Origin of the sequence: Novosphingobium huizhouense (assembly GCF_020179475.1) — a bacterium.
Classification (GTDB): Bacteria; Pseudomonadota; Alphaproteobacteria; order Sphingomonadales; family Sphingomonadaceae; genus Novosphingobium; species Novosphingobium huizhouense.
This window is the reverse complement of record NZ_JAILXZ010000002.1, coordinates 383,368-399,782: the sequence shown is the minus strand read 5'-3', so window position 1 is coordinate 399,782 and position 16,415 is coordinate 383,368. Positions and strand designations below refer to the sequence as shown.

Here is a 16,415-nt window from a genome sequence, read left to right as displayed (position 1 = left end):
AAGGGAAGGGGATGCCCATGGATCGCAGCATCATTCGCCTGGGGCCGGAGCATCGCGACCGCGCCGTCGCCACGCTCGCCGCCGCGTTCCAGGACGATCCCGCGATGTGCTGGATGCTGCCCGACCGCGCGACCCGGGCCCGCCGCCTGCCGCGGCTGATTGGCTGGATCGTCGACGATCACCTTGCCAACGCCATCGTGCTCGGAACGCCGGGCTGCGAGGCGGTGACGCTGTGGCGCCCGCCGGGGCTGGTCCATGCCCACGCCCCGCTCACCCCGCGCTCGATCGTCCGCTTCCTCGGCATCCTCGGCCCCGCCATCCTGCGCGCCGAGCGGCTCGACCGCACGATCGGCAAGCACCTGCCCGGGGGCGAGGACTGGTTCTACCTGCGCATGGCCGGGGTGCGCCCGGATTGCCAGGGCCAGGGCCTCGGCGGCCTCGCTATCCGCGCCGGACACCGGCTGGCGGCAGAGCGCGGCCTGCCCGCGGTGCTCGAGACCGCGACCGAAAGCAACGTCGGGCTCTACCTGCGGCTCGGCTACACGGTTCTGCGCGAATGGGACGTCACCCGGCGCGGTCCGCACTTCTGGACGATGACGAACCCTTCCCCCTGAACGGCCAGTCCGTCGCGCCGCTGCTCCACAGCGCCAGCCACACCAGCAGCGGCTGCGCGAACATCCGCGGCACGTGGTAGGCAAGGCCGAGGCCGCCGTCGCTGCGCGCCATGTCGAGCGCGAAGTGGTGGATGTTGGCGGGGAACACGCAGACCGCATAGGCGGCAAGCCCGATCCCGCCCCATGCCCGCAGCCGCGCCGACGCGCCCTGCGCCAGCGCCGCCGCGCCCGCCAGTTCGGCAAGGCCGGTCAGCAGGATCACCGCGGCGGGGAAGGGCACCCAGTCCGGGGTGATCCCAAGGAACGGCCGCGGCAGCGCGATGTGCAGCACGCCGGCCAGCGCGTAGAACGCCACCAGCAGCCAGCGCGCGACGGTGCGCGCCCTCACGCGCCCGGGGCCCAGCCCGGCGGCGCGAGCACGAAGCCCGAAAAGTCGAACCCCGGCGCCACCACGCACGACACCAGCGCAAAGCCTTGCGCCCCTTGCGGATCGGGCGCGGCGGCCTGCCAATGGCCCTTTGGCACCACCTGCTGCACCGCCTGTCCCGCAAGCACGTCGGGGCCGAGCATGGTCGTCGTCACCGGCCCCGCATCGCCCGGCGCGATGGAGAGGCGCACCGCATCGCCCGCGTGCCAGCACCAGATCTCGCTCGCGTCGACCGTGTGCCAGTGCGAGGCCTGGCCCGCCTCGAGCAGGAAGTGGATCAGCGTTGCCGTGGGCCGGCCGGACCCGTTGTCGGGGCCACGCCAGGTCTGGCGATACCAGCCGCCTTCGGGGTGGGGTTCGAGCCGGAGCGTGTCGATCAGGTCGCGGGCCTTGGTCATGCGCGCAACCGTCGCCGCGCAGCCCCTGCCTGTCAACGCCGCCGCATCACCACGCCGCGGGCTCCAGCTTGACCGGGCCGCCGTCGACCGGCTCCCAGCCACGCTCGGCGATCACCGTGTTCGATTCCCGCGCCGCGCGCCCCTCGGCCAGCGACCAGGTGATGTGCCAGGTGCCGCCGTCGGTGCGCGTGGTGCTGCCATCGATCGCCACGACCAGCGCCTCGCAGCCGGCGCCGTCGTCGGCGCGGCCGACCACGCGGGCATGGGCAATCCTGGGCGGCAGCGGGCTTGTGGCCGAGCCTTCGACGTGGCGCGTCACGTGATGGGCGATCGTCTGGGCATAGCGCGGCGGAAATCGCTCGAGCAGGCGGTCGCGGCATTCGGGTTCGACAATCCAGCCCACCGGCATCGCAGCGCAACTCCCCTTGCGCGAACCTATCCCCTCCTGTTCGAACAACGCAAGCGCCGCGCCGGGTTCCGCGCCCGGCGCGTTCGATGCGACGAAGCGAGCCACGCACGGCGCGGCCTCGCGGGTCACGACAGCTCGAGTTCGGACGCGCGCTTCAGCGCCTTGTCGCCATCGGCCTGCTCGACCAGCACCGCCGGGTTGTCGGCGGTGCCGTTGCGGGTGATGCGCTTGCCCTTGATCGTGCGCGACACGCGCCGTTCGAACACGTCGGCGACCTTGCCCTCGGCGCTGCCCGCGCCCCAGTGCCAGCGCACCTGCGTCCCCTTGCGCAAGCTGCGCCCGCTCATGGCGCGGGGGTCGCCTGCCCGCTGATCGGGCCATCCTTGTCGGGTTGCGGCGAGGTGGCAGCGCCGGTGATCCAGATCGCGGACAGCGCGAGGATGGCGAGCGTGATCCCGATCAGCAGCACCCAGCGCACGATGCTCGGCGTCTCGCCGCTGCGGGCTTCCTCGGTGGTGACGTGGGTTTCCGGGCCCTGGCGTTCCATGACGGGCGTCTCCTGTTCGGCGGGACGCACAGGCGTCCCGGGTTGCCGAACCTACGCCCCTGGCGCGAAGGGGTTCCTGTCCCCGGTGGGCAGGAACCGTCTCGCGAAAGACGCCGGTCAGTCGCGCAGCAACTCGTTGATCCCGGTCTTGCTGCGGGTCTGCGCGTCCACCGTCTTGACGATCACCGCGCAATAGAGCGACGGCCCCGGCGTGCCGTCGGGCAGCGGCTTGCCCGGCATCGCGCCCGGCACCACCACCGCATAGGGCGGCACGCGGCCGATATGCACTTCGCCGGTGGCCCGGTCGACGATCTTGGTCGAAGCGCCCAGGAACACGCCCATCGACAGCACCGCGCCTTCGCCCACGATCACGCCTTCGGCCACTTCCGAACGCGCGCCGATGAAGGCGCCATCCTCGATGATCACCGGCCCGGCCTGCAGCGGCTCGAGCACGCCGCCGATCCCGGCGCCGCCCGAAATGTGGACGTTCTTCCCGATCTGCGCGCACGAACCGACCGTCGCCCAGGTGTCGACCATCGTCCCTTCGTCGACGAAGGCGCCGATGTTGACGAAGCTCGGCATCAGCACCACGCCCTTGCCGATATGCGCGCCGCGACGGGCGACCGCGCCCGGCACCACGCGGAAGCCGGCTTCGCGGAAGCGGTTCTCGCCCCAGCCTGCGAACTTCGAGGGCACCTTGTCGAAGGCCGGCGCGCCGCCCGCGCCGTGCTCGATCACGGCATTGTCGTTGAGGCGGAACGAAAGCAGCACCGCCTTCTTCAGCCACTGGTTGACGCGCCATTCGCCATCGACCTTCTCGGCCACGCGCGCCTTGCCGGCATCGAGCAGCTCGAGCGCCTGTTCGACCACGGTGCGCACGTCCGCGCTGGCGGGCGTGACCTCGGCGCGCGCCTCCCAGGCGGCTTCGATGGCGGCTTCGAGCTGTGCGGTCATGGCAGGGCGGTCCTTTTCGGGCGTCTCGTGATCTCGGCGCGGCGGTTAGCCCAGCGGTCAGCCCACGGCAAGCTCCGCCAGCACCGCATCGAGCCAGGTGGACAGGTCGCCGATCACCAGGTCGATCGCGGCATCGTCCTTGGCCCGGTCGCCCCATTCGCTGCCCAGGTCGAGCCACACGGTCTGTATCCCCAGCGCCTTGGCGGGCGACAGGTTACGCGCCGAATCCTCGACGAACACCGCGCGTTCCGGCGCCGTCACGCCCAGCCCCGCCAGCATCCCGGCATAGGCCGAAGGTTCGGGCTTGGGACGGTACTCCATCGCGCAGATGTCCCACATGCCGTCGAAGCAATGGCCGATGCCGAGCTTGTCCAGCACGCGGCCCGCATAGGGTGCATCGCCGTTGGTGAAGATCAGCCGCCGCCCCGGCAGCGCCATCAGCCGCGCCTCGAGCCGAGGCGCTTCGTCGAGCATGGCAAGGTCAATGTCGTGGACGAAGTCGAGGAACGCGTGCGGGTCGATCGCATGGTAGTGCATCAGCCCGGCGAGCGTGGTGCCGTGGTCGTGGAAGTACATCTTCTGGATGCGCCGCGCCTCGGCCGCGTCGCAGCCCAGCAGGTCCTCGATGAACAGGCCCATCTTGCGGTCGATCTGCTCGAACACTTTCGCCGACGCCGGATAGAGCGTGTAGTCGAGGTCGAAGATCCAGGTGTCGACGCGGGTCGGATCGAACGGCATGTCAGCGCTTCGTGATCTTGCGCAACCGGCCCGTCTCGCCGTCCTCCAGCACCCAGATCGCGCCATCCGGGCCCTCGACGATCTCGCGGATGCGGTTGTCGAGCCCGATGCGCTCGACCTCGCGCGCCTTCTCGCCGTCGATCGCGACGCGCACCAGACCCATCGCGCCCATCCCGGCGATCAGCGCGTTGCCTTGCCACTCGGGAAAGCCCTTGCCCGAAACGAAGATGAAGTCCCCGGGCGCGATCACCGGGTTCCAGCTGATCGCCGGCGCGGCAAGGTCGGGCCGCGTCGCATGGCGCGGGATCGGCGTGCCGTCGTAGTGGTCGCCGTCCGAAACCAGCGGCCAGCCATAGTTTTGCCCGGCCTTGACGAGATTCAGTTCGTCGCCGCCGGCCGGTCCGTGTTCGAGGTCCCACAGCCGCCCTTGCGCGTCGAACTTCAGGCCGAGCAGGTTGCGGTGGCCATAGGACCAGATCTCGCGCGATACGCCGCCCTTGGCTTCGAACGGATTGCCCGCCGCTGCCGTCCCGTCGAGGTTGAGCCGCAGCACCTTGCCAAGGTTGTTCGACAGGTCCTGCGCGGGCGTGAACTTCTGCCGCTCGCCCGAACTCAGGAACAGGTACCGGCCGTCGGGCGAGAAGGCGATGCGGTGCGAAAAGTGGCCGCGCCCGGTCACCTTGGGGCTCTGCCGCCAGATCACCTGGAGCCCTTCGAGCCGCGGCGCATCGCCCGCGACCAGCGTCGCGCGGCCCAGCACCGCGCCCCGCGTGTCGCCGCGCCCCGCCTCGACCCAGGTCAGGTACACCGTCCCGCTCGTCGCAAAATCCGGCGCGGGCTTCACGTCGCCGAGGCCTCCCTGTCCGCCGTGATCGACCCGGGGCGCGCCGGCCACGTCGCGCACCGCGCCGCCTTCGCGCCACCACTTGAGCGCGCCCGCCTTCTCGGTGATCAGCGCGCTGCCGTCGGGGAGGAACGCCATCGCCCAGGGCTCGCGGAAAGTGCCCGCGTCCGTCACCGCGATCGGCACCGAAGCCTCGCCGGGCGCGTGCTCGACCACGTTCTGCGCCGAAGTCGGCGACCCGCAGCTTGCGAGCAGCAGCGCGATTGGCGATAGGGCGGTGAGGATCGGATATCTGTTCATGGCTTCCCCAATGCCCGACGCGCCCGAAAGTGTCACCCTGCCGCGCGGGGTAACCATCGGCGTCGACGAAGCCGGCCGCGGCCCGCTGGCAGGTCCCGTGGTCGCCGCCGCCGTCGTGCTGTGCAAACCGCGCCCGTCGGGGCTCGACGATTCCAAGAAGCTCTCGCCCTCCCGCCGCGCCGAACTCGAAGAGCGCATCAAGCGCCGCTGCCGCTGGGCGGTGGGCGTGGTCGACGTCGCCGACATCGACCGCCTCAACATCTTCGGCGCGACGATGCTGGCGATGACGCTCGCGGTCCAGGGCTTGTGCGAGCAACTGGCCAACGAGGCCGTCGGCGAAGTCCTCGTCGACGGCAACCTCACGCCGCACGGCCGTCGCCCCGAATGGTGCTGGCCCGCCCGCGCCATCGTCGGCGGCGATGCGCTCGAACCGTGCATCTCGGCCGCCTCGATCATCGCCAAGGAACACCGCGACCGCCTGATGCGCGAGGCGGCGCGCGAGCACCCGCACTATGGCTGGGAGCGCAACGCCGGCTACGGCACCCCCGAACACCTCGCCGCCCTGCGCACCCACGGCCCGACCCCGCTCCACCGCCGCAGCTTCGCCCCCGTCGCGCAACTCGTGCTGCTCTGAGCCCCCAAGTTTTCGCAAGGCAGAGTCCTCGGCGCCACACCACCACATCTTGAGTCCGCGCCTGCCCGCAGGACTCAACATCTGGTGCCGGACTCGTTCCGTTCTCACCGTGAGCATCGCGCGACTCGCCCGAATCCGCCGAGTCGCTGCTTGACGCGAGTCCACCCTTGCGTCAGATTCGCCGCTCCAACCCGGCGAAAGATACCCCACACGATGACGACCGCGGTCAAGACCCGCACCCGCGCCCTGCGCACCATGGACGATGCCCGCATCGCCGCGCCCGCGCTTCCCCTCAACCGCATCCTGCGCGGCGACTGCATTGCCGAGATGCGCGCGCTGCCGTCCGGTTCGATCGACATGATCTTCGCCGATCCGCCCTACAACCTGCAGCTGGGCGGCGATCTTGCCCGGCCCGACGGCAGCCACGTCGATGCCGTCACCGACGATTGGGACAAGTTCGACAGCTTCGCCGCCTATGACGCGTTCACCCGCGAATGGCTGGTCGAAGCGCGCCGCCTGCTCAAGCCCGACGGCTCGATCTGGGTGATCGGCAGCTACCACAACATCTTCCGCGTGGGCGCGATCCTGCAGGACCTCGGTTTCTGGATCCTCAACGACATCGTCTGGCGCAAGGCGAACCCGATGCCCAATTTCAAGGGCACGCGCTTCACCAATGCGCACGAAACGCTGATCTGGGCGGCGAAGAGCGAAAAGGCGAAGTACACCTTCAACTACCGCGCGATGAAGACGCTGAACGATGAACTGCAGATGCGCTCGGACTGGGTCCTGCCGATCTGCAGCGGGCAGGAACGCCTGAAGCGCAACGGGGCCAAGGCGCACCCCACGCAGAAGCCCGAAGCGCTGCTTTACCGCGTGCTGCTTTCGACCACCAACAAGGGCGACGTGGTGCTCGATCCCTTCTTCGGCACCGGCACCACCGGCGCCGTCGCCAAGCGCCTCGGCCGTCACTTCATCGGTTGCGAGCGCGAGGACGCCTACATCGAGGTGGCCGAGGAACGCATCGCCGCCGCGCTGCCCCTGGATGAAAGCGCGCTGACCACGATGCAGTCCAAACGCACCGCGCCCAAGGTCGCCTTCGGCCAGCTCGTCGAAGCCGGCTGGATCGCGCCCGGCACCCGCCTGTTCGACAAGAAGCACCGCCTGTCCGCCACCGTCCGCGCCGACGGCTCGCTCGCCGCCGACGGCATCGAAAGCGGCTCGATCCACGGCGTCGGCGCCAAACTGCAAGGCGCGCCCTCGTGCAACGGCTGGACCTTCTGGCACCTCGAGCACGAAGGCGAGATCAAGCCCATCGACGCCCTGCGCCAGCGCTACCTGCTGGCGGTGGAGGACTGAGTAGGGGGAGGGGACGGCGCACAGGCGAACGGCGGTTCGCCGGGTTGCGGACGTTCTCTCAATCGTAATAGCCTGCCCGGAACGTAACCGTGGATGAGATTGGCTCGTCTGGATTCTTCGTGGCAGACCAAACCGAAAGCCCAGCAGCCTTTGAAATCGCTCCGTCGTCTTCCACAAGGGTGTTGGGGTCAAAGTCTAGGAGCTTTGCAACGGCCTCTTTCCGGGACAGGTTGTTTAACGTCGCCTCAAAAAAGGTAGGCGTGACCGGTCCAGCAAACTCCAGCGCCTCCAACTTATCATCAGCCGAGTAGTAGGCGAAAACGCCAAGTGACGGCCAGTAATCCGAAGATGTGTCACCCGATGACCTCATGAACGCTTGGTGGTCCCCTCCAAAAAACTCTCGGACACGAGCTTTTGCAACGCTCATCGGTAAGCTCACCAAGCCACCGCCGGGATTGAACACGAGGTCAGACATCGCGCTGCTATACATTGATGAGGCTGCAAGCGGCAACGTCCGCTTTCCACCCACTACCTGTCGTCGCCCCGTGCTTGACACGGGGCTTGGCTACTTCGCCCTCTCGCCTTGCGCCACCGCCACCGGAAACCACTGCTCCCAAAGGTCCAACCAATCAGGATTGTCCGCCTCGATCAGGGCGAATTTCCATTCCCGGCGCCACTTCTTGACCAGTTTTTCGTGCGCGATCGCGGGCTCGATTTCTTCGTGCCGCTCGGCATAGACCAGCCTTGTCTTGCCGAAGTCCTTCGCGTGGATCGAACCGCAACCCTCACGATGCTGCCCCACGCGTCGGATTAGGTCGGATGTGACGCCAACGTACATCCCGCCGCGGAAGCGGTTTGCCATGATATAGACCCAGCCGCCCTTTTCCATTTTTCCACCATGCCAAGCGCAAGATCGCAAGGACAGCCAAGCCCCGTGTCGAGCACGGGGCGACGGATAGGGTGTGCGATTGGTTGCCTCCGTCACCCCGGGCTTGACCCGGGTTCCCGCTTCCTGCCCAAGCGCGCCAGGCTTCCGCAATTCGCACGCAGAAGTGCTTTCAAGCTCTCCGCCGGACGTTTACCCGGGCAATCCCTCCCCCCGCGCCAGGCGTTGTCGCCGCGCGCACAAACGCAGTCACAAATGAACTACCGCCACTCCTTCCACGCCGGCAACAGCGCCGATGTCGTCAAGCACGCCCTGCTGATCGCGCTGGTGCGCGCGCTGCAGATCAAGGACAGCGCGCTCACCCTGATCGACACCCACGCTGGCTGCGGCATCTACGACCTCCACGGCGATGCGGCGCAGCGCACCGGCGAGGCGGCGCAGGGCGTCGCGCGCGCCTTTGCCGACGCCGATCCGCTGCTCGACGACTATCGGGCGGCGGTGCGGGCGGTGAATGCGGGGCCGGAGCCGCTGCTCTATCCCGGCTCGCCTCGGTTCCTGTCGCAGCTACTGCGCGCGCAGGATGCGCTGATCCTCAACGAAAAGCACCCCGAGGACGCGCTGGCGCTGCGCGATGCGATGCGGGGCACGCCCGCCGCCGTGCACCAGCGCGATGCCTACGAGCTATGGCTGGCCATGGTGCCGCCAAAAACCCCGCGCGGCGTGGTCGTGGTCGATCCGCCCTACGAACAGACCGACGAGCGCGAGCGCATCGCCACGACGCTCGCCGCCGCGCATCGCAAGTGGGCACATGGCGTCACCGTGATCTGGTATCCGCTCAAGGACCGCGCCGCCCACGCACGCTGGAAGGAAAAGCTGCGCCGGCTCGGCATCCCCAAATTCCTGAACGTGGAGCACTGGCTCTACGATGCCGACCAGCCCGGTATCTACAACGGCGCCGGCCTGTTCATCGTCAACCCGCCCTATGCCTTCACGCAAGACCTGCTGCCCCTGCTCGAAGCCCTGCGCACCGCCCTCGCGCCCGCAGGCCACAAGGGCACGCTCAAGGCCGAATGGCTGGTGCGGTAAAAGAATGGTTCGCGCAGAGGGCGCAGGGGACGCAGAGAAGAAGAGAGTTTTCGCGCAAAGACGCAAAGACGCGAAGAAGGGAAGGTAGGGACAAACCAGTCCGTCCGCCCTGAGCTTGTCGAAGGGCTGTCCATCACTTGCGGACTGACGCCGACCTTGAGGGGAAGGACGCTCCTTCGACAAGCTCAGGTTGGCCGCAAACAGGTGCGGGCAAAAACAGCGGCGCAGCCGCGCAGCCGCAAACGTCCCGGCAGCACACAACCGCGCGCCCACTCGCAACCTCTTCGCGCCTTTGCGTCTTTGCGTGAGAAAGGTCTCTCCAGCGCTCGCCTCCCGGCGCTGACCCTGCAAGCATTGATCGCACGCAAAGACGCGAAGACGCAAAGAAGGGAAAGAAAAGGGACACAAAAGTCCGTCCGCCCTGAGCTTGTCGAAGGGCTGTCCTTCACTTGCGGACCAGCTCGACCTCGAGCGAAACGACGACCCTTCGACAAGCTCAGGATGGCCGGTGACAGGGGCGCGCAGAAACTGCGGCGCAGCCGCGCTCCTTCGAGCGACCCCGCGCCGCCCTCGAACTTGGTCAGAACCCCTTCGCGCCTTCGCAACTTTGCGCGAAAACTCTCTTCGTCTCCGCGATCTCTGCGCCCTCTGCGCGACCCCCCGCTAAACGCCTTCCCCAACCGCAGCCCACGCGATACCAAGCCGCGCCATGACCCAGCGCCTCTATCTCCGCCCGATCGCCTTTGCCGACAGCCCGCAGAGCGAACACGGCGCCGCCGTCCGGCTCGCCGGGGGCCTGGTCTATGCCAGCCGCTTCGCGCTGATCGTGCGCGAAGGACGCAGGATCGTCGCGCGCACGCTCGTCGCCGCGCCCGACATGGCCGAGGCGCTGGCGCGGTTACCCGATGACCTCGCCGCAGCAGGCGAGGCGCAGTGGTCCGCCTTGCGCACCGCGCACCCGCCGCTTCAGTGCGGGCAGCGCACGGTGCGGCTCGACCAGCCGCAGGTCATGGGCATCCTCAACGTCACGCCCGACAGCTTTTCGGACGGCGGCAAGTTCCTCGACGATCCCGCCGCCGCGCTCGAACACGCCCACGCCATGCTCGAGGCAGGCGCTTCAGTGATCGACGTCGGCGGGGAATCGACCCGGCCCGGCGCCGCCGCGGTGTGGGAGGGCGACGAGGTCCGCCGCGTCGTTCCGGTGATCGAGCGGCTGGCGGCGAGCGGCGCGGCGATCTCGATCGACAGCCGCCGCTCCTCGGTGATCGAGGCGGCGCTCGCCGCAGGCGCGCAGATCGTCAACGACGTTTCGGCGATGCGCCACGATCCGCGCACGCTCGATGTCGTCGCCCGCTCGGGCGCGCCGGTCGTGCTGATGCACGCGCCGGGCGGGGAAGGGGACCTGCACGCCGATGGCGCCTATGCCGACGTCGTGCTCGACGTGTTCGACTGGCTCGGCGAGCGGCGCGACGCCGCGCTGGCTGCCGGCATTGCGCGCGAGAAGATCCTGCTCGATCCGGGCATCGGCTTCGGCAAGTCGCTTGCCGAGAACCTCGCGCTCGTCAACGCGCTGCCGCTGTTCCACGCGCTCGGCCAGCCGGTGCTGTTCGGCGCCAGCCGCAAGCGGCTGATCGGCGCGCTGTCGAACGAGGCGGCGGCGCACCAGCGCCTTGGCGGATCGCTCGCGCTCGCCTGCCGCGCCTTCGATGCCGGGTGCCAGCTGGTGCGGGCCCACGATGTCGCCGAGACGGTCCAGGCGCTCCACGTCTGGCGGGGCCTGCGCGATGCCGCGCTGACCGACTTTTCCCAGCTCGAGGCAAGTTGACACGTTCCTGACGCGTGCGTCAGGTATTTTGCGCTGTCCTACACCGGCCGGCTTGCGCACAATCGCCGCGTGACCACCGACTTCCCCTTTGCTTCAGCAACTTGGCTCGACGGGCGGGAGCGCGAACCGGGGCCCGGAATTTTGCTCCAGGACTGTGTAAACCCCGTCACCCCCCCCCCTGCTTTTCGCGTTCCTCAGGCTGCGCGGTCGGGGGCCGAATCGATGCCGAGTTCGGCGAGCTTGCGGTAGAGCGTGGACCGTCCGATCCCCAGCCGGCGGGCGACTTCGGTCATCCGGCCGCGGTAGTGCCCGATGGCGAGGCGGATGACGTCGGCCTCGATGTCGTCGAGCGGGCGCAGGTTGCCGTCGGGGGTGAACAGGACGATGCCGGCGCCCTCGCCGATCTGGGGCGAGGGGCGCGGGGCGTCGCCGACCATGCTGGCGAGGTGGGGGAAGTCCTGCGCGGTCAGCATCTCGCCGTCGCAGAACACCGCGGCGCGGAACAGCGTGGCCTGGAGCTGGCGGACGTTGCCCGGCCAGTCGTAGGCCGAGAGCAGCGCCAGCGCGCCGTCGGTCACGCCCAGCGGCCGCAGGCCGGGCTGCTCGCCGATCCGGGCGAGGAAGTGGCGGGCGAGCGCGGGAATGTCGGCCACCCGCTGGCGCAGCGGCGGCAGGTGGACAACGAGGCCGGCGAGCGCGTCGGCGAGCGGGCCGCTGAACATCCGCGCGTCGGCAAGGTCGCGCAGCGAGGCGTTGGCGCAGAGCAGCAGGCGGACGTCGACCTTGAACGAATGGCGCGCGCCGATCGGCTGGACGTCGCCGCGCTCGAGGAACTGGACGAAGCGCTCCTGCACGCCCGACGGCATGCGCTCGATCTCGTCGATCACTAGCGTGCCGCCGTCGGCCTGCTGGAGCGCGCCGGTCTGGCGGTCGAAGGCGCCGGGGAAGGCGCCCTTCTCGTGGCCGAACAGCACGGATTCGAGCTGGTTGGCCGGGATGCCGCCGGCGTTGACGATCCGCAACGGGGCGCGGGCGCGCGGGCTTGCGGCATGCATCGCGCGCACCAGCATCTCCTTGCCGGTGCCGCTCTCGCCTTCGATCAGCACGGTGTTCTGCGTCCGCGCGGCCTTGGCCGCCACCGCCAGCGCGGCGCGGAAGGCGGGCGCGGCGCCGATCATCGAATCGAAGTCGAGCGCGGTGTCGAACTTCTCGGTCAGCGGCTGCAGCTCGGCCGCCGGCTGCTCGCGCGTGGTCGCGCTGCGCAGGGCCTTGAGCAGGCGGTCGGGCGAGACCGGCTTGATCAGGTAGTCGGTCGCCCCGGCGCGCATCGCCTCGACCGCGAGCAGCGGCGAGGAGCTGGTGGTGACGACGAGGATCGGCAGGGCCGGGCGCCGCGCCTTGAGCTCGGCGATCAGCGCGCAGGTCTCGTTCCCGACCGCTCCCTGGTGGAGCATGATCGCGCCCAGCTGCATCCCCTGGCGCGTGCCGAGCGTGGCGATCCCGGTTTCGCCATCGCGCGCCACGATCGTGCGCCAGCCCTCGCGCCCGGCCAGCGCGGTGACCAGGCGGCACTGCGCGGGGTCGTTGTCGATCAGCAGCAGCAGGCGATCTTCGGGCTCGGCCATCGTCGGAACGTCTCTCGCAAGTCGGTGTCCGTGCCGGCGGCCCCTTCTTTTGGAGAGCCCCTCATTTGGACAGGAGCCGCGTTAAACGGATCGGGTAAAGACCCGATTAAGCGAAACACCCGAGGCAACGTCGCAAGCGCATGCTTGAGTACGTCAAGGCCATGTGGTTAGAGCATGCGCGCGCTACAGCGCGGGATTTTGAGGGAAACGAACACATGGCTCCGGCAAACGACATCAAGGCCGCCAAGGCGACCTACGAAGGCTTCATCAACATGATCAAGGTCTCGACCCCGATCATCGCGCTGATCGTCGCCTTCGTCGTCCTGATCATCCAGTAAGACCGTCATGGCGGGGGCAACCACGATCGCCGTGCTGCGCGAGCGGGCGGAAGGCGAAACGCGCGTCGCGGCAACGCCCGAGACGGTGAAGAAGTTCATCGCGCTCGGCGCCGTCGTGCGGATCGAGAGCGGCGCCGGCGCGACCGCGTCGATCGGCGACGACGACTACCGCGCGGCAGGAGCCGAGGTCGTGGCCGAGGGCGCGGCGGCGACGGGTGCGGACATCGTGCTCGGCGTGCAGGGGCCCGAAGCGGAGCTTCTCGCCGGGGCAAAGCCCGGTGCGTGGGTGGCGGCAGGGCTCGATCCTTTCCGCCGCCGCGACCGGGTCGACGCCTATGCCGCCGCCGGCCTGGAAGCACTGGCGATGGAGTTCATGCCGCGCATCACCCGCGCGCAGTCGATGGACATCCTCTCCAGCCAGTCGAACCTCGCCGGCTACAAGGCGGTGCTCGTCGCGGCCGACCACTACGGCCGCGCCTTCCCGATGATGATGACCGCCGCCGGCACCGTTTCGGCGGCCAAGTGCTTCGTCATGGGCGTCGGCGTCGCCGGGCTGCAGGCGATCGCCACCGCCCGCCGCCTCGGCGCGCAGGTTTCGGCGACCGACGTGCGCTCGGCCACCAGGGAGCAGATCCAGTCGCTCGGCGCCAAGCCGATCTTCGTCGAGAGCGTCGCCGGGATCGAGGGCGAGGGCGCCGGCGGCTATGCGACGGAGATGAGCGAGGAATACCAGAAGGCCCAGGCCGAGCTGGTGTCGAGCCACATCGCCAAGCAGGACATCGTGATCACCACCGCGCTGATCCCGGGCCGGCCTGCGCCGCGCCTGGTTTCGGACGCGCAGATCGCCAGCATGAAGCCCGGCTCGGTCATCTTCGACCTCGCCGTGGCGCAAGGCGGCAACGTCGAAGGTTCTGTGGCGGACCAGGTGGTCGTGAAGCACGGCGTAAAGATCGTCGGCTATTCGAACACGCCCGCGCACCTGCCGGCCGACGCTTCGGCGCTGTTCAGCCGCAACCTCTACAACTTCCTCTCGGCGTTCTGGGACAAGGGTTTGGGCAAGCCTGTGCTCGACGAGGAAATCGGCACCGCCATCCGCCTGACGCAAGGCGGCAAGGTGGTGCATGAGAGGCTGCTCGGGTGATCGGTTCGGGGGACCGGAAGCAGTTCGGGGGATTCTCCCCCATTGGGGGAGGTGGCAGCGCGAAGCGCTGACGGAGGGGGAAGCCGATGGAAGACCACACGCCCGAGGCGTTGGCATCCGCCCGCAGGTTGCGGCGGCTCATGTCGTTGCCCGAGGGGCTGCTCTGGCAACAGCTTCGCCGCCGCCCCATGGGGTTCAAGTTTCGCAACCAACATCCCGTCAGTCGCATGGTGGTCGATTTCTACTGCGCGCAAGCGCGTCTCGTGATCGAGATCGACGGTATCGCCCATTCGATGGGCGACAATCCGGACCACGATGAAGTCCGCGATTCCGTTCTCCGTTCCCGAGGCTTCGCGGTCATGCGTATTGCCGCCGCCGAGGTCCTGCGCGACCCCGAGGCAGTCGCCAATTCCATCGTCGCCCAGTGCGGCAAAGTTCCCCCTCCGTCAGCCCTTCGGGCTGCCACCTCCCCCAGAGGGGGAGACTCTTTCGGAGTCACGTGCTGATATGGACTTCATCTCAATTCTCTCGATCTTCGTGATGGCCTGCTTCGTGGGCTATTACGTGGTCTGGTCGGTTACCCCGGCGCTGCATACGCCGCTGATGGCGGTGACCAATGCGATTTCCTCGGTGATCGTGGTCGGCGCGCTGGTGGCTTCGGCGGCGGAAGGGTCTGCCGTGTCGAAGTGGCTGGGCCTTGGCGCTGTGGTGCTGGCTTCGGTCAACATCTTCGGCGGCTTTGCCGTGACCGAGCGCATGCTGGCGATGTACAAGAAGAAGGAGAAGAAGTGATGGAACACGTCACTGCCGTTCCTTCGTGGGCGATGCTCGCCTACCTCGTCTCGGGCGTCCTCTTCATTCTCGCGCTGCGCGGGCTTTCCAGCCCGGCGACGAGCCGCGCGGGCAACCGCTATGGAATGATCGGCATGACCATCGCGATGGTCACCACGCTGGTCACGCACGGCATCGCCAGCCTGCCGGAAATCGCAGGCGCGATCGCCATCGGCGGCGGGGTGGGCTTCGTCACCGCGCGCAAGATCAAGATGACCGACATGCCGCAGCTGGTGGCGGCGTTCCACTCGCTGGTCGGCCTTGCCGCCGTGCTGGTGGGCCTTGCCGCCTACCTCAACCCGCAGGCTTTCGGCATTGCCGGCGCTGACGGAATCATCGAACCGCAGAGCCGGATCGAGATGGGCCTTGGTATCGCCATCGGTGCGATCACCTTCTCGGGTTCGATCATCGCGTTCCTGAAGCTGGCGGGCAAGATGAGCGGATCGCCGATCCTGCTGCCGGGCCGCCACGTGCTGAACCTCGGCACGCTGATCGCGATCCTCGGCCTCGTCGCCTATTTCACGCAGGACCAGAGCCAGTGGGTGATCGCGACGATCACCGTCCTGTCGTTCATCATCGGCTTCCTGCTGATCATCCCGATCGGCGGCGCGGACATGCCGGTGGTCGTCTCGATGCTCAACTCGTATTCGGGCTGGGCCGCGGCGGCGATGGGCTTCACGCTCCACAACACCGCGATGATCATCACCGGCGCGCTGGTGGGCTCTTCGGGCGCGATCCTTTCGTACATCATGTGCAAGGCGATGAACCGCGGGTTCCTGTCGGTGATCGCGGGCGGCTTCGGCGCGGAAGCGGCGGCCGGCGGCGGCGCGGCCAAGGAGCAGCGCCCGTGGAAGCGCGGCAGCGCCGAAGACGCCGCCTACATGATGAAGGAAGCCGAAAACGTCATCATCATCCCGGGCTACGGCATGGCCGTGTCCCAGGCGCAGCACGCGCTGCGCGAGATGGGCGACGTGCTGAAAAAGGAAGGCGTCAACGTGAAGTACGCCATCCACCCGGTGGCGGGCCGCATGCCCGGCCACATGAACGTGCTGCTGGCCGAAGCCAACGTGCCCTATGACGAAGTGTTCGAGCTGGAGGACATCAACTCCGAGTTCGCGCAGGCCGACGTTGCCTTCATCATCGGCGCCAACGACGTGGTCAACCCGGCCGCCAAGACCGACAAGTCCTCGCCGATCTACGGCATGCCGGTGTTCGACGTCGACAAGGCCAAGACGATCTTCTTCGTCAAGCGCTCCATGGGCGGCGTGGGCTATGCCGGCGTGGACAACGACGTGTTCTACATGGACCAGACCATGATGCTTCTGGCCGACGCCAAGAAGATGGTCGAAGACATCGTCAAGGCGCTGGCGCACTAAGCGCCGGCAGCCACGATTTCGAAAGGCCCGTCACCGCGAACACGGTGGCGGGCCTTTCTGCGTTGAGCCGATTGCGCGATCGCGAT

The 16,415-nt window shown here is 68.4% G+C and carries 21 protein-coding genes; 10 read left to right on the top strand and 11 right to left on the bottom strand.

From position 1 onward, the window contains the following. Positions 1-17: 17 nt before the first annotated feature. Positions 18-614 (top strand): GNAT family N-acetyltransferase, encoded by a 597-nt coding sequence (locus K3A85_RS10240; RefSeq protein ID WP_225206412.1) that lies wholly within the window; start codon positions 18-20, stop codon positions 612-614. On the opposite strand, the gene K3A85_RS10235 is transcribed toward K3A85_RS10240, so the two are convergent. The 8 genes from K3A85_RS10235 to K3A85_RS10200 all read right to left on the bottom strand — a co-directional run bounded on the left by K3A85_RS10235 (position 565) and on the right by K3A85_RS10200 (position 5,231). Beyond that, entirely contained in the window at positions 565-1,002 is a 438-nt protein-coding gene (locus tag K3A85_RS10235; RefSeq protein ID WP_225206411.1) for a DoxX family protein, read from the bottom strand. The two genes, K3A85_RS10240 and K3A85_RS10235, sit on opposite strands and share 50 nt — an antisense overlap. Beyond that, positions 999-1,439 (bottom strand): cupin domain-containing protein, encoded by a 441-nt coding sequence (locus K3A85_RS10230; protein WP_225206410.1) that lies wholly within the window; start codon positions 1,437-1,439, stop codon positions 999-1,001. The genes K3A85_RS10235 and K3A85_RS10230 overlap by 4 nt, the downstream gene beginning before the upstream one ends. A gap of 46 nt (positions 1,440-1,485) precedes the next feature. Next, positions 1,486-1,953: a hypothetical protein gene (locus K3A85_RS10225; protein WP_225206409.1), complete on the bottom strand. Its 468-nt coding sequence runs from the start codon at positions 1,951-1,953 to the stop codon at positions 1,486-1,488. Positions 1,954-1,973: 20 nt separating this feature from the next. Beyond that, the gene (locus K3A85_RS10220; RefSeq protein ID WP_225206408.1) at positions 1,974-2,195 is read right to left on the bottom strand and encodes a hypervirulence associated TUDOR domain-containing protein; all 222 of its coding nucleotides are present in this window, start codon (positions 2,193-2,195) and stop codon (positions 1,974-1,976) included. Beyond that, positions 2,192-2,395: a hypothetical protein gene (locus K3A85_RS10215; RefSeq protein ID WP_225206407.1), complete on the bottom strand. Its 204-nt coding sequence runs from the start codon at positions 2,393-2,395 to the stop codon at positions 2,192-2,194. Before K3A85_RS10215 ends, K3A85_RS10220 begins: the two co-directional genes overlap by 4 nt. Positions 2,396-2,512: 117 nt before the next feature. Beyond that, positions 2,513-3,349: a 2,3,4,5-tetrahydropyridine-2,6-dicarboxylate N-succinyltransferase gene (gene dapD, locus K3A85_RS10210; protein WP_225206406.1), complete on the bottom strand. Its 837-nt coding sequence runs from the start codon at positions 3,347-3,349 to the stop codon at positions 2,513-2,515. A gap of 57 nt (positions 3,350-3,406) precedes the next feature. Continuing rightward, the gene (locus tag K3A85_RS10205) at positions 3,407-4,087 is read right to left on the bottom strand and encodes a pyrimidine 5'-nucleotidase (protein ID WP_225206405.1); all 681 of its coding nucleotides are present in this window, start codon (positions 4,085-4,087) and stop codon (positions 3,407-3,409) included. A 1-nt stretch (position 4,088) separates the two neighbouring features. Further along, positions 4,089-5,231, bottom strand: a complete 1,143-nt coding sequence (locus K3A85_RS10200) for a PQQ-dependent sugar dehydrogenase (RefSeq protein WP_225206404.1) — start codon at positions 5,229-5,231, stop codon at positions 4,089-4,091. Here K3A85_RS10200 and K3A85_RS10195 point away from each other — a divergent pair. Further along, positions 5,230-5,865 carry a ribonuclease HII gene (locus tag K3A85_RS10195; protein WP_225206403.1) on the top strand — a complete coding sequence of 212 codons (636 nt, stop codon included), beginning with the start codon at positions 5,230-5,232 and terminating at the stop codon, positions 5,863-5,865. The two genes, K3A85_RS10200 and K3A85_RS10195, sit on opposite strands and share 2 nt — an antisense overlap. A 255-nt stretch (positions 5,866-6,120) precedes the next feature. Continuing rightward, the gene (locus K3A85_RS10190; protein WP_225206743.1) at positions 6,121-7,221 is read left to right on the top strand and encodes a site-specific DNA-methyltransferase; all 1,101 of its coding nucleotides are present in this window, start codon (positions 6,121-6,123) and stop codon (positions 7,219-7,221) included. A gap of 58 nt (positions 7,222-7,279) precedes the next feature. Here K3A85_RS10190 and K3A85_RS10185 read toward each other — a convergent pair whose 3' ends face one another. Both K3A85_RS10185 and K3A85_RS10180 read right to left on the bottom strand, forming a co-directional pair. Next, positions 7,280-7,696, bottom strand: coding sequence for a hypothetical protein (locus K3A85_RS10185; protein WP_225206402.1), 417 nt, complete (start codon positions 7,694-7,696; stop codon positions 7,280-7,282). A 90-nt stretch (positions 7,697-7,786) separates the two neighbouring features. Beyond that, positions 7,787-8,110, bottom strand: a complete 324-nt coding sequence (locus K3A85_RS10180; RefSeq protein WP_225206401.1) for a GIY-YIG nuclease family protein — start codon at positions 8,108-8,110, stop codon at positions 7,787-7,789. A gap of 252 nt (positions 8,111-8,362) precedes the next feature. On the opposite strand from K3A85_RS10180, the gene K3A85_RS10175 reads away from it, so the two are divergent. Further along, positions 8,363-9,193, top strand: coding sequence for a 23S rRNA (adenine(2030)-N(6))-methyltransferase RlmJ (locus tag K3A85_RS10175; protein WP_225206400.1), 831 nt, complete (start codon positions 8,363-8,365; stop codon positions 9,191-9,193). 709 nt (positions 9,194-9,902) lie between these two features. Next, a complete protein-coding gene (folP, locus tag K3A85_RS10170) occupies positions 9,903-11,018 on the top strand; it encodes a dihydropteroate synthase (protein ID WP_225206399.1) in 1,116 nt (371 codons plus the stop codon). Positions 11,019-11,212: 194 nt separating this feature from the next. Here the strand turns inward: folP and K3A85_RS10165 are convergent, their stop codons facing one another. Then, positions 11,213-12,643 carry a sigma-54-dependent transcriptional regulator gene (locus K3A85_RS10165; RefSeq protein WP_225206398.1) on the bottom strand — a complete coding sequence of 477 codons (1,431 nt, stop codon included), beginning with the start codon at positions 12,641-12,643 and terminating at the stop codon, positions 11,213-11,215. 215 nt (positions 12,644-12,858) lie between these two features. Between K3A85_RS10165 and K3A85_RS10160 the strand changes: the two genes are divergently transcribed. The 5 genes from K3A85_RS10160 (at position 12,859) to K3A85_RS10140 (ending at position 16,329) form a co-directional block, all read left to right on the top strand. Continuing rightward, positions 12,859-12,981 (top strand): aa3-type cytochrome c oxidase subunit IV, encoded by a 123-nt coding sequence (locus K3A85_RS10160; RefSeq protein ID WP_263624788.1) that lies wholly within the window; start codon positions 12,859-12,861, stop codon positions 12,979-12,981. Between the two features lie 7 nt (positions 12,982-12,988). Then, positions 12,989-14,122, top strand: a complete 1,134-nt coding sequence (locus K3A85_RS10155; RefSeq protein WP_225206397.1) for an NAD(P) transhydrogenase subunit alpha — start codon at positions 12,989-12,991, stop codon at positions 14,120-14,122. A gap of 86 nt (positions 14,123-14,208) precedes the next feature. Continuing rightward, the gene (locus K3A85_RS10150) at positions 14,209-14,628 is read left to right on the top strand and encodes an endonuclease domain-containing protein (RefSeq protein ID WP_225206396.1); all 420 of its coding nucleotides are present in this window, start codon (positions 14,209-14,211) and stop codon (positions 14,626-14,628) included. Between the two features lies 1 nt (position 14,629). After that, positions 14,630-14,914 carry an NAD(P) transhydrogenase subunit alpha gene (locus K3A85_RS10145; RefSeq protein WP_169494092.1) on the top strand — a complete coding sequence of 95 codons (285 nt, stop codon included), beginning with the start codon at positions 14,630-14,632 and terminating at the stop codon, positions 14,912-14,914. Further along, entirely contained in the window at positions 14,914-16,329 is a 1,416-nt protein-coding gene (locus K3A85_RS10140) for an NAD(P)(+) transhydrogenase (Re/Si-specific) subunit beta (RefSeq protein WP_225206395.1), read from the top strand. The genes K3A85_RS10145 and K3A85_RS10140 overlap by 1 nt, the downstream gene beginning before the upstream one ends. Positions 16,330-16,415: the final 86 nt, after the last annotated feature.

Coding starts and splice junctions, on each gene's coding strand:
- K3A85_RS10185 (WP_225206402.1), bottom strand. CDS start 7,696: ATGTCTGACCTCGTGTTCAATCCCGGCGGTGGCTTGGTGAGCTTACCG.
- K3A85_RS10195 (WP_225206403.1), top strand. CDS start 5,230: ATGGCTTCCCCAATGCCCGACGCGCCCGAAAGTGTCACCCTGCCGCGC.
- K3A85_RS10215 (WP_225206407.1), bottom strand. CDS start 2,395: ATGGAACGCCAGGGCCCGGAAACCCACGTCACCACCGAGGAAGCCCGC.
- K3A85_RS10220 (WP_225206408.1), bottom strand. CDS start 2,195: ATGAGCGGGCGCAGCTTGCGCAAGGGGACGCAGGTGCGCTGGCACTGG.
- K3A85_RS10140 (WP_225206395.1), top strand. CDS start 14,914: ATGGAACACGTCACTGCCGTTCCTTCGTGGGCGATGCTCGCCTACCTC.
- K3A85_RS10165 (WP_225206398.1), bottom strand. CDS start 12,643: ATGGCCGAGCCCGAAGATCGCCTGCTGCTGCTGATCGACAACGACCCC.
- K3A85_RS10230 (WP_225206410.1), bottom strand. CDS start 1,439: ATGACCAAGGCCCGCGACCTGATCGACACGCTCCGGCTCGAACCCCAC.
- K3A85_RS10150 (WP_225206396.1), top strand. CDS start 14,209: ATGGAAGACCACACGCCCGAGGCGTTGGCATCCGCCCGCAGGTTGCGG.
- K3A85_RS10190 (WP_225206743.1), top strand. CDS start 6,121: ATGGACGATGCCCGCATCGCCGCGCCCGCGCTTCCCCTCAACCGCATC.
- K3A85_RS10145 (WP_169494092.1), top strand. CDS start 14,630: ATGGACTTCATCTCAATTCTCTCGATCTTCGTGATGGCCTGCTTCGTG.
- K3A85_RS10240 (WP_225206412.1), top strand. CDS start 18: ATGGATCGCAGCATCATTCGCCTGGGGCCGGAGCATCGCGACCGCGCC.
- K3A85_RS10200 (WP_225206404.1), bottom strand. CDS start 5,231: ATGAACAGATATCCGATCCTCACCGCCCTATCGCCAATCGCGCTGCTG.
- folP (WP_225206399.1), top strand. CDS start 9,903: ATGACCCAGCGCCTCTATCTCCGCCCGATCGCCTTTGCCGACAGCCCG.
- dapD (WP_225206406.1), bottom strand. CDS start 3,349: ATGACCGCACAGCTCGAAGCCGCCATCGAAGCCGCCTGGGAGGCGCGC.
- K3A85_RS10180 (WP_225206401.1), bottom strand. CDS start 8,110: ATGGAAAAGGGCGGCTGGGTCTATATCATGGCAAACCGCTTCCGCGGC.
- K3A85_RS10160 (WP_263624788.1), top strand. CDS start 12,859: ATGGCTCCGGCAAACGACATCAAGGCCGCCAAGGCGACCTACGAAGGC.
- K3A85_RS10205 (WP_225206405.1), bottom strand. CDS start 4,087: ATGCCGTTCGATCCGACCCGCGTCGACACCTGGATCTTCGACCTCGAC.
- K3A85_RS10155 (WP_225206397.1), top strand. CDS start 12,989: ATGGCGGGGGCAACCACGATCGCCGTGCTGCGCGAGCGGGCGGAAGGC.
- K3A85_RS10175 (WP_225206400.1), top strand. CDS start 8,363: ATGAACTACCGCCACTCCTTCCACGCCGGCAACAGCGCCGATGTCGTC.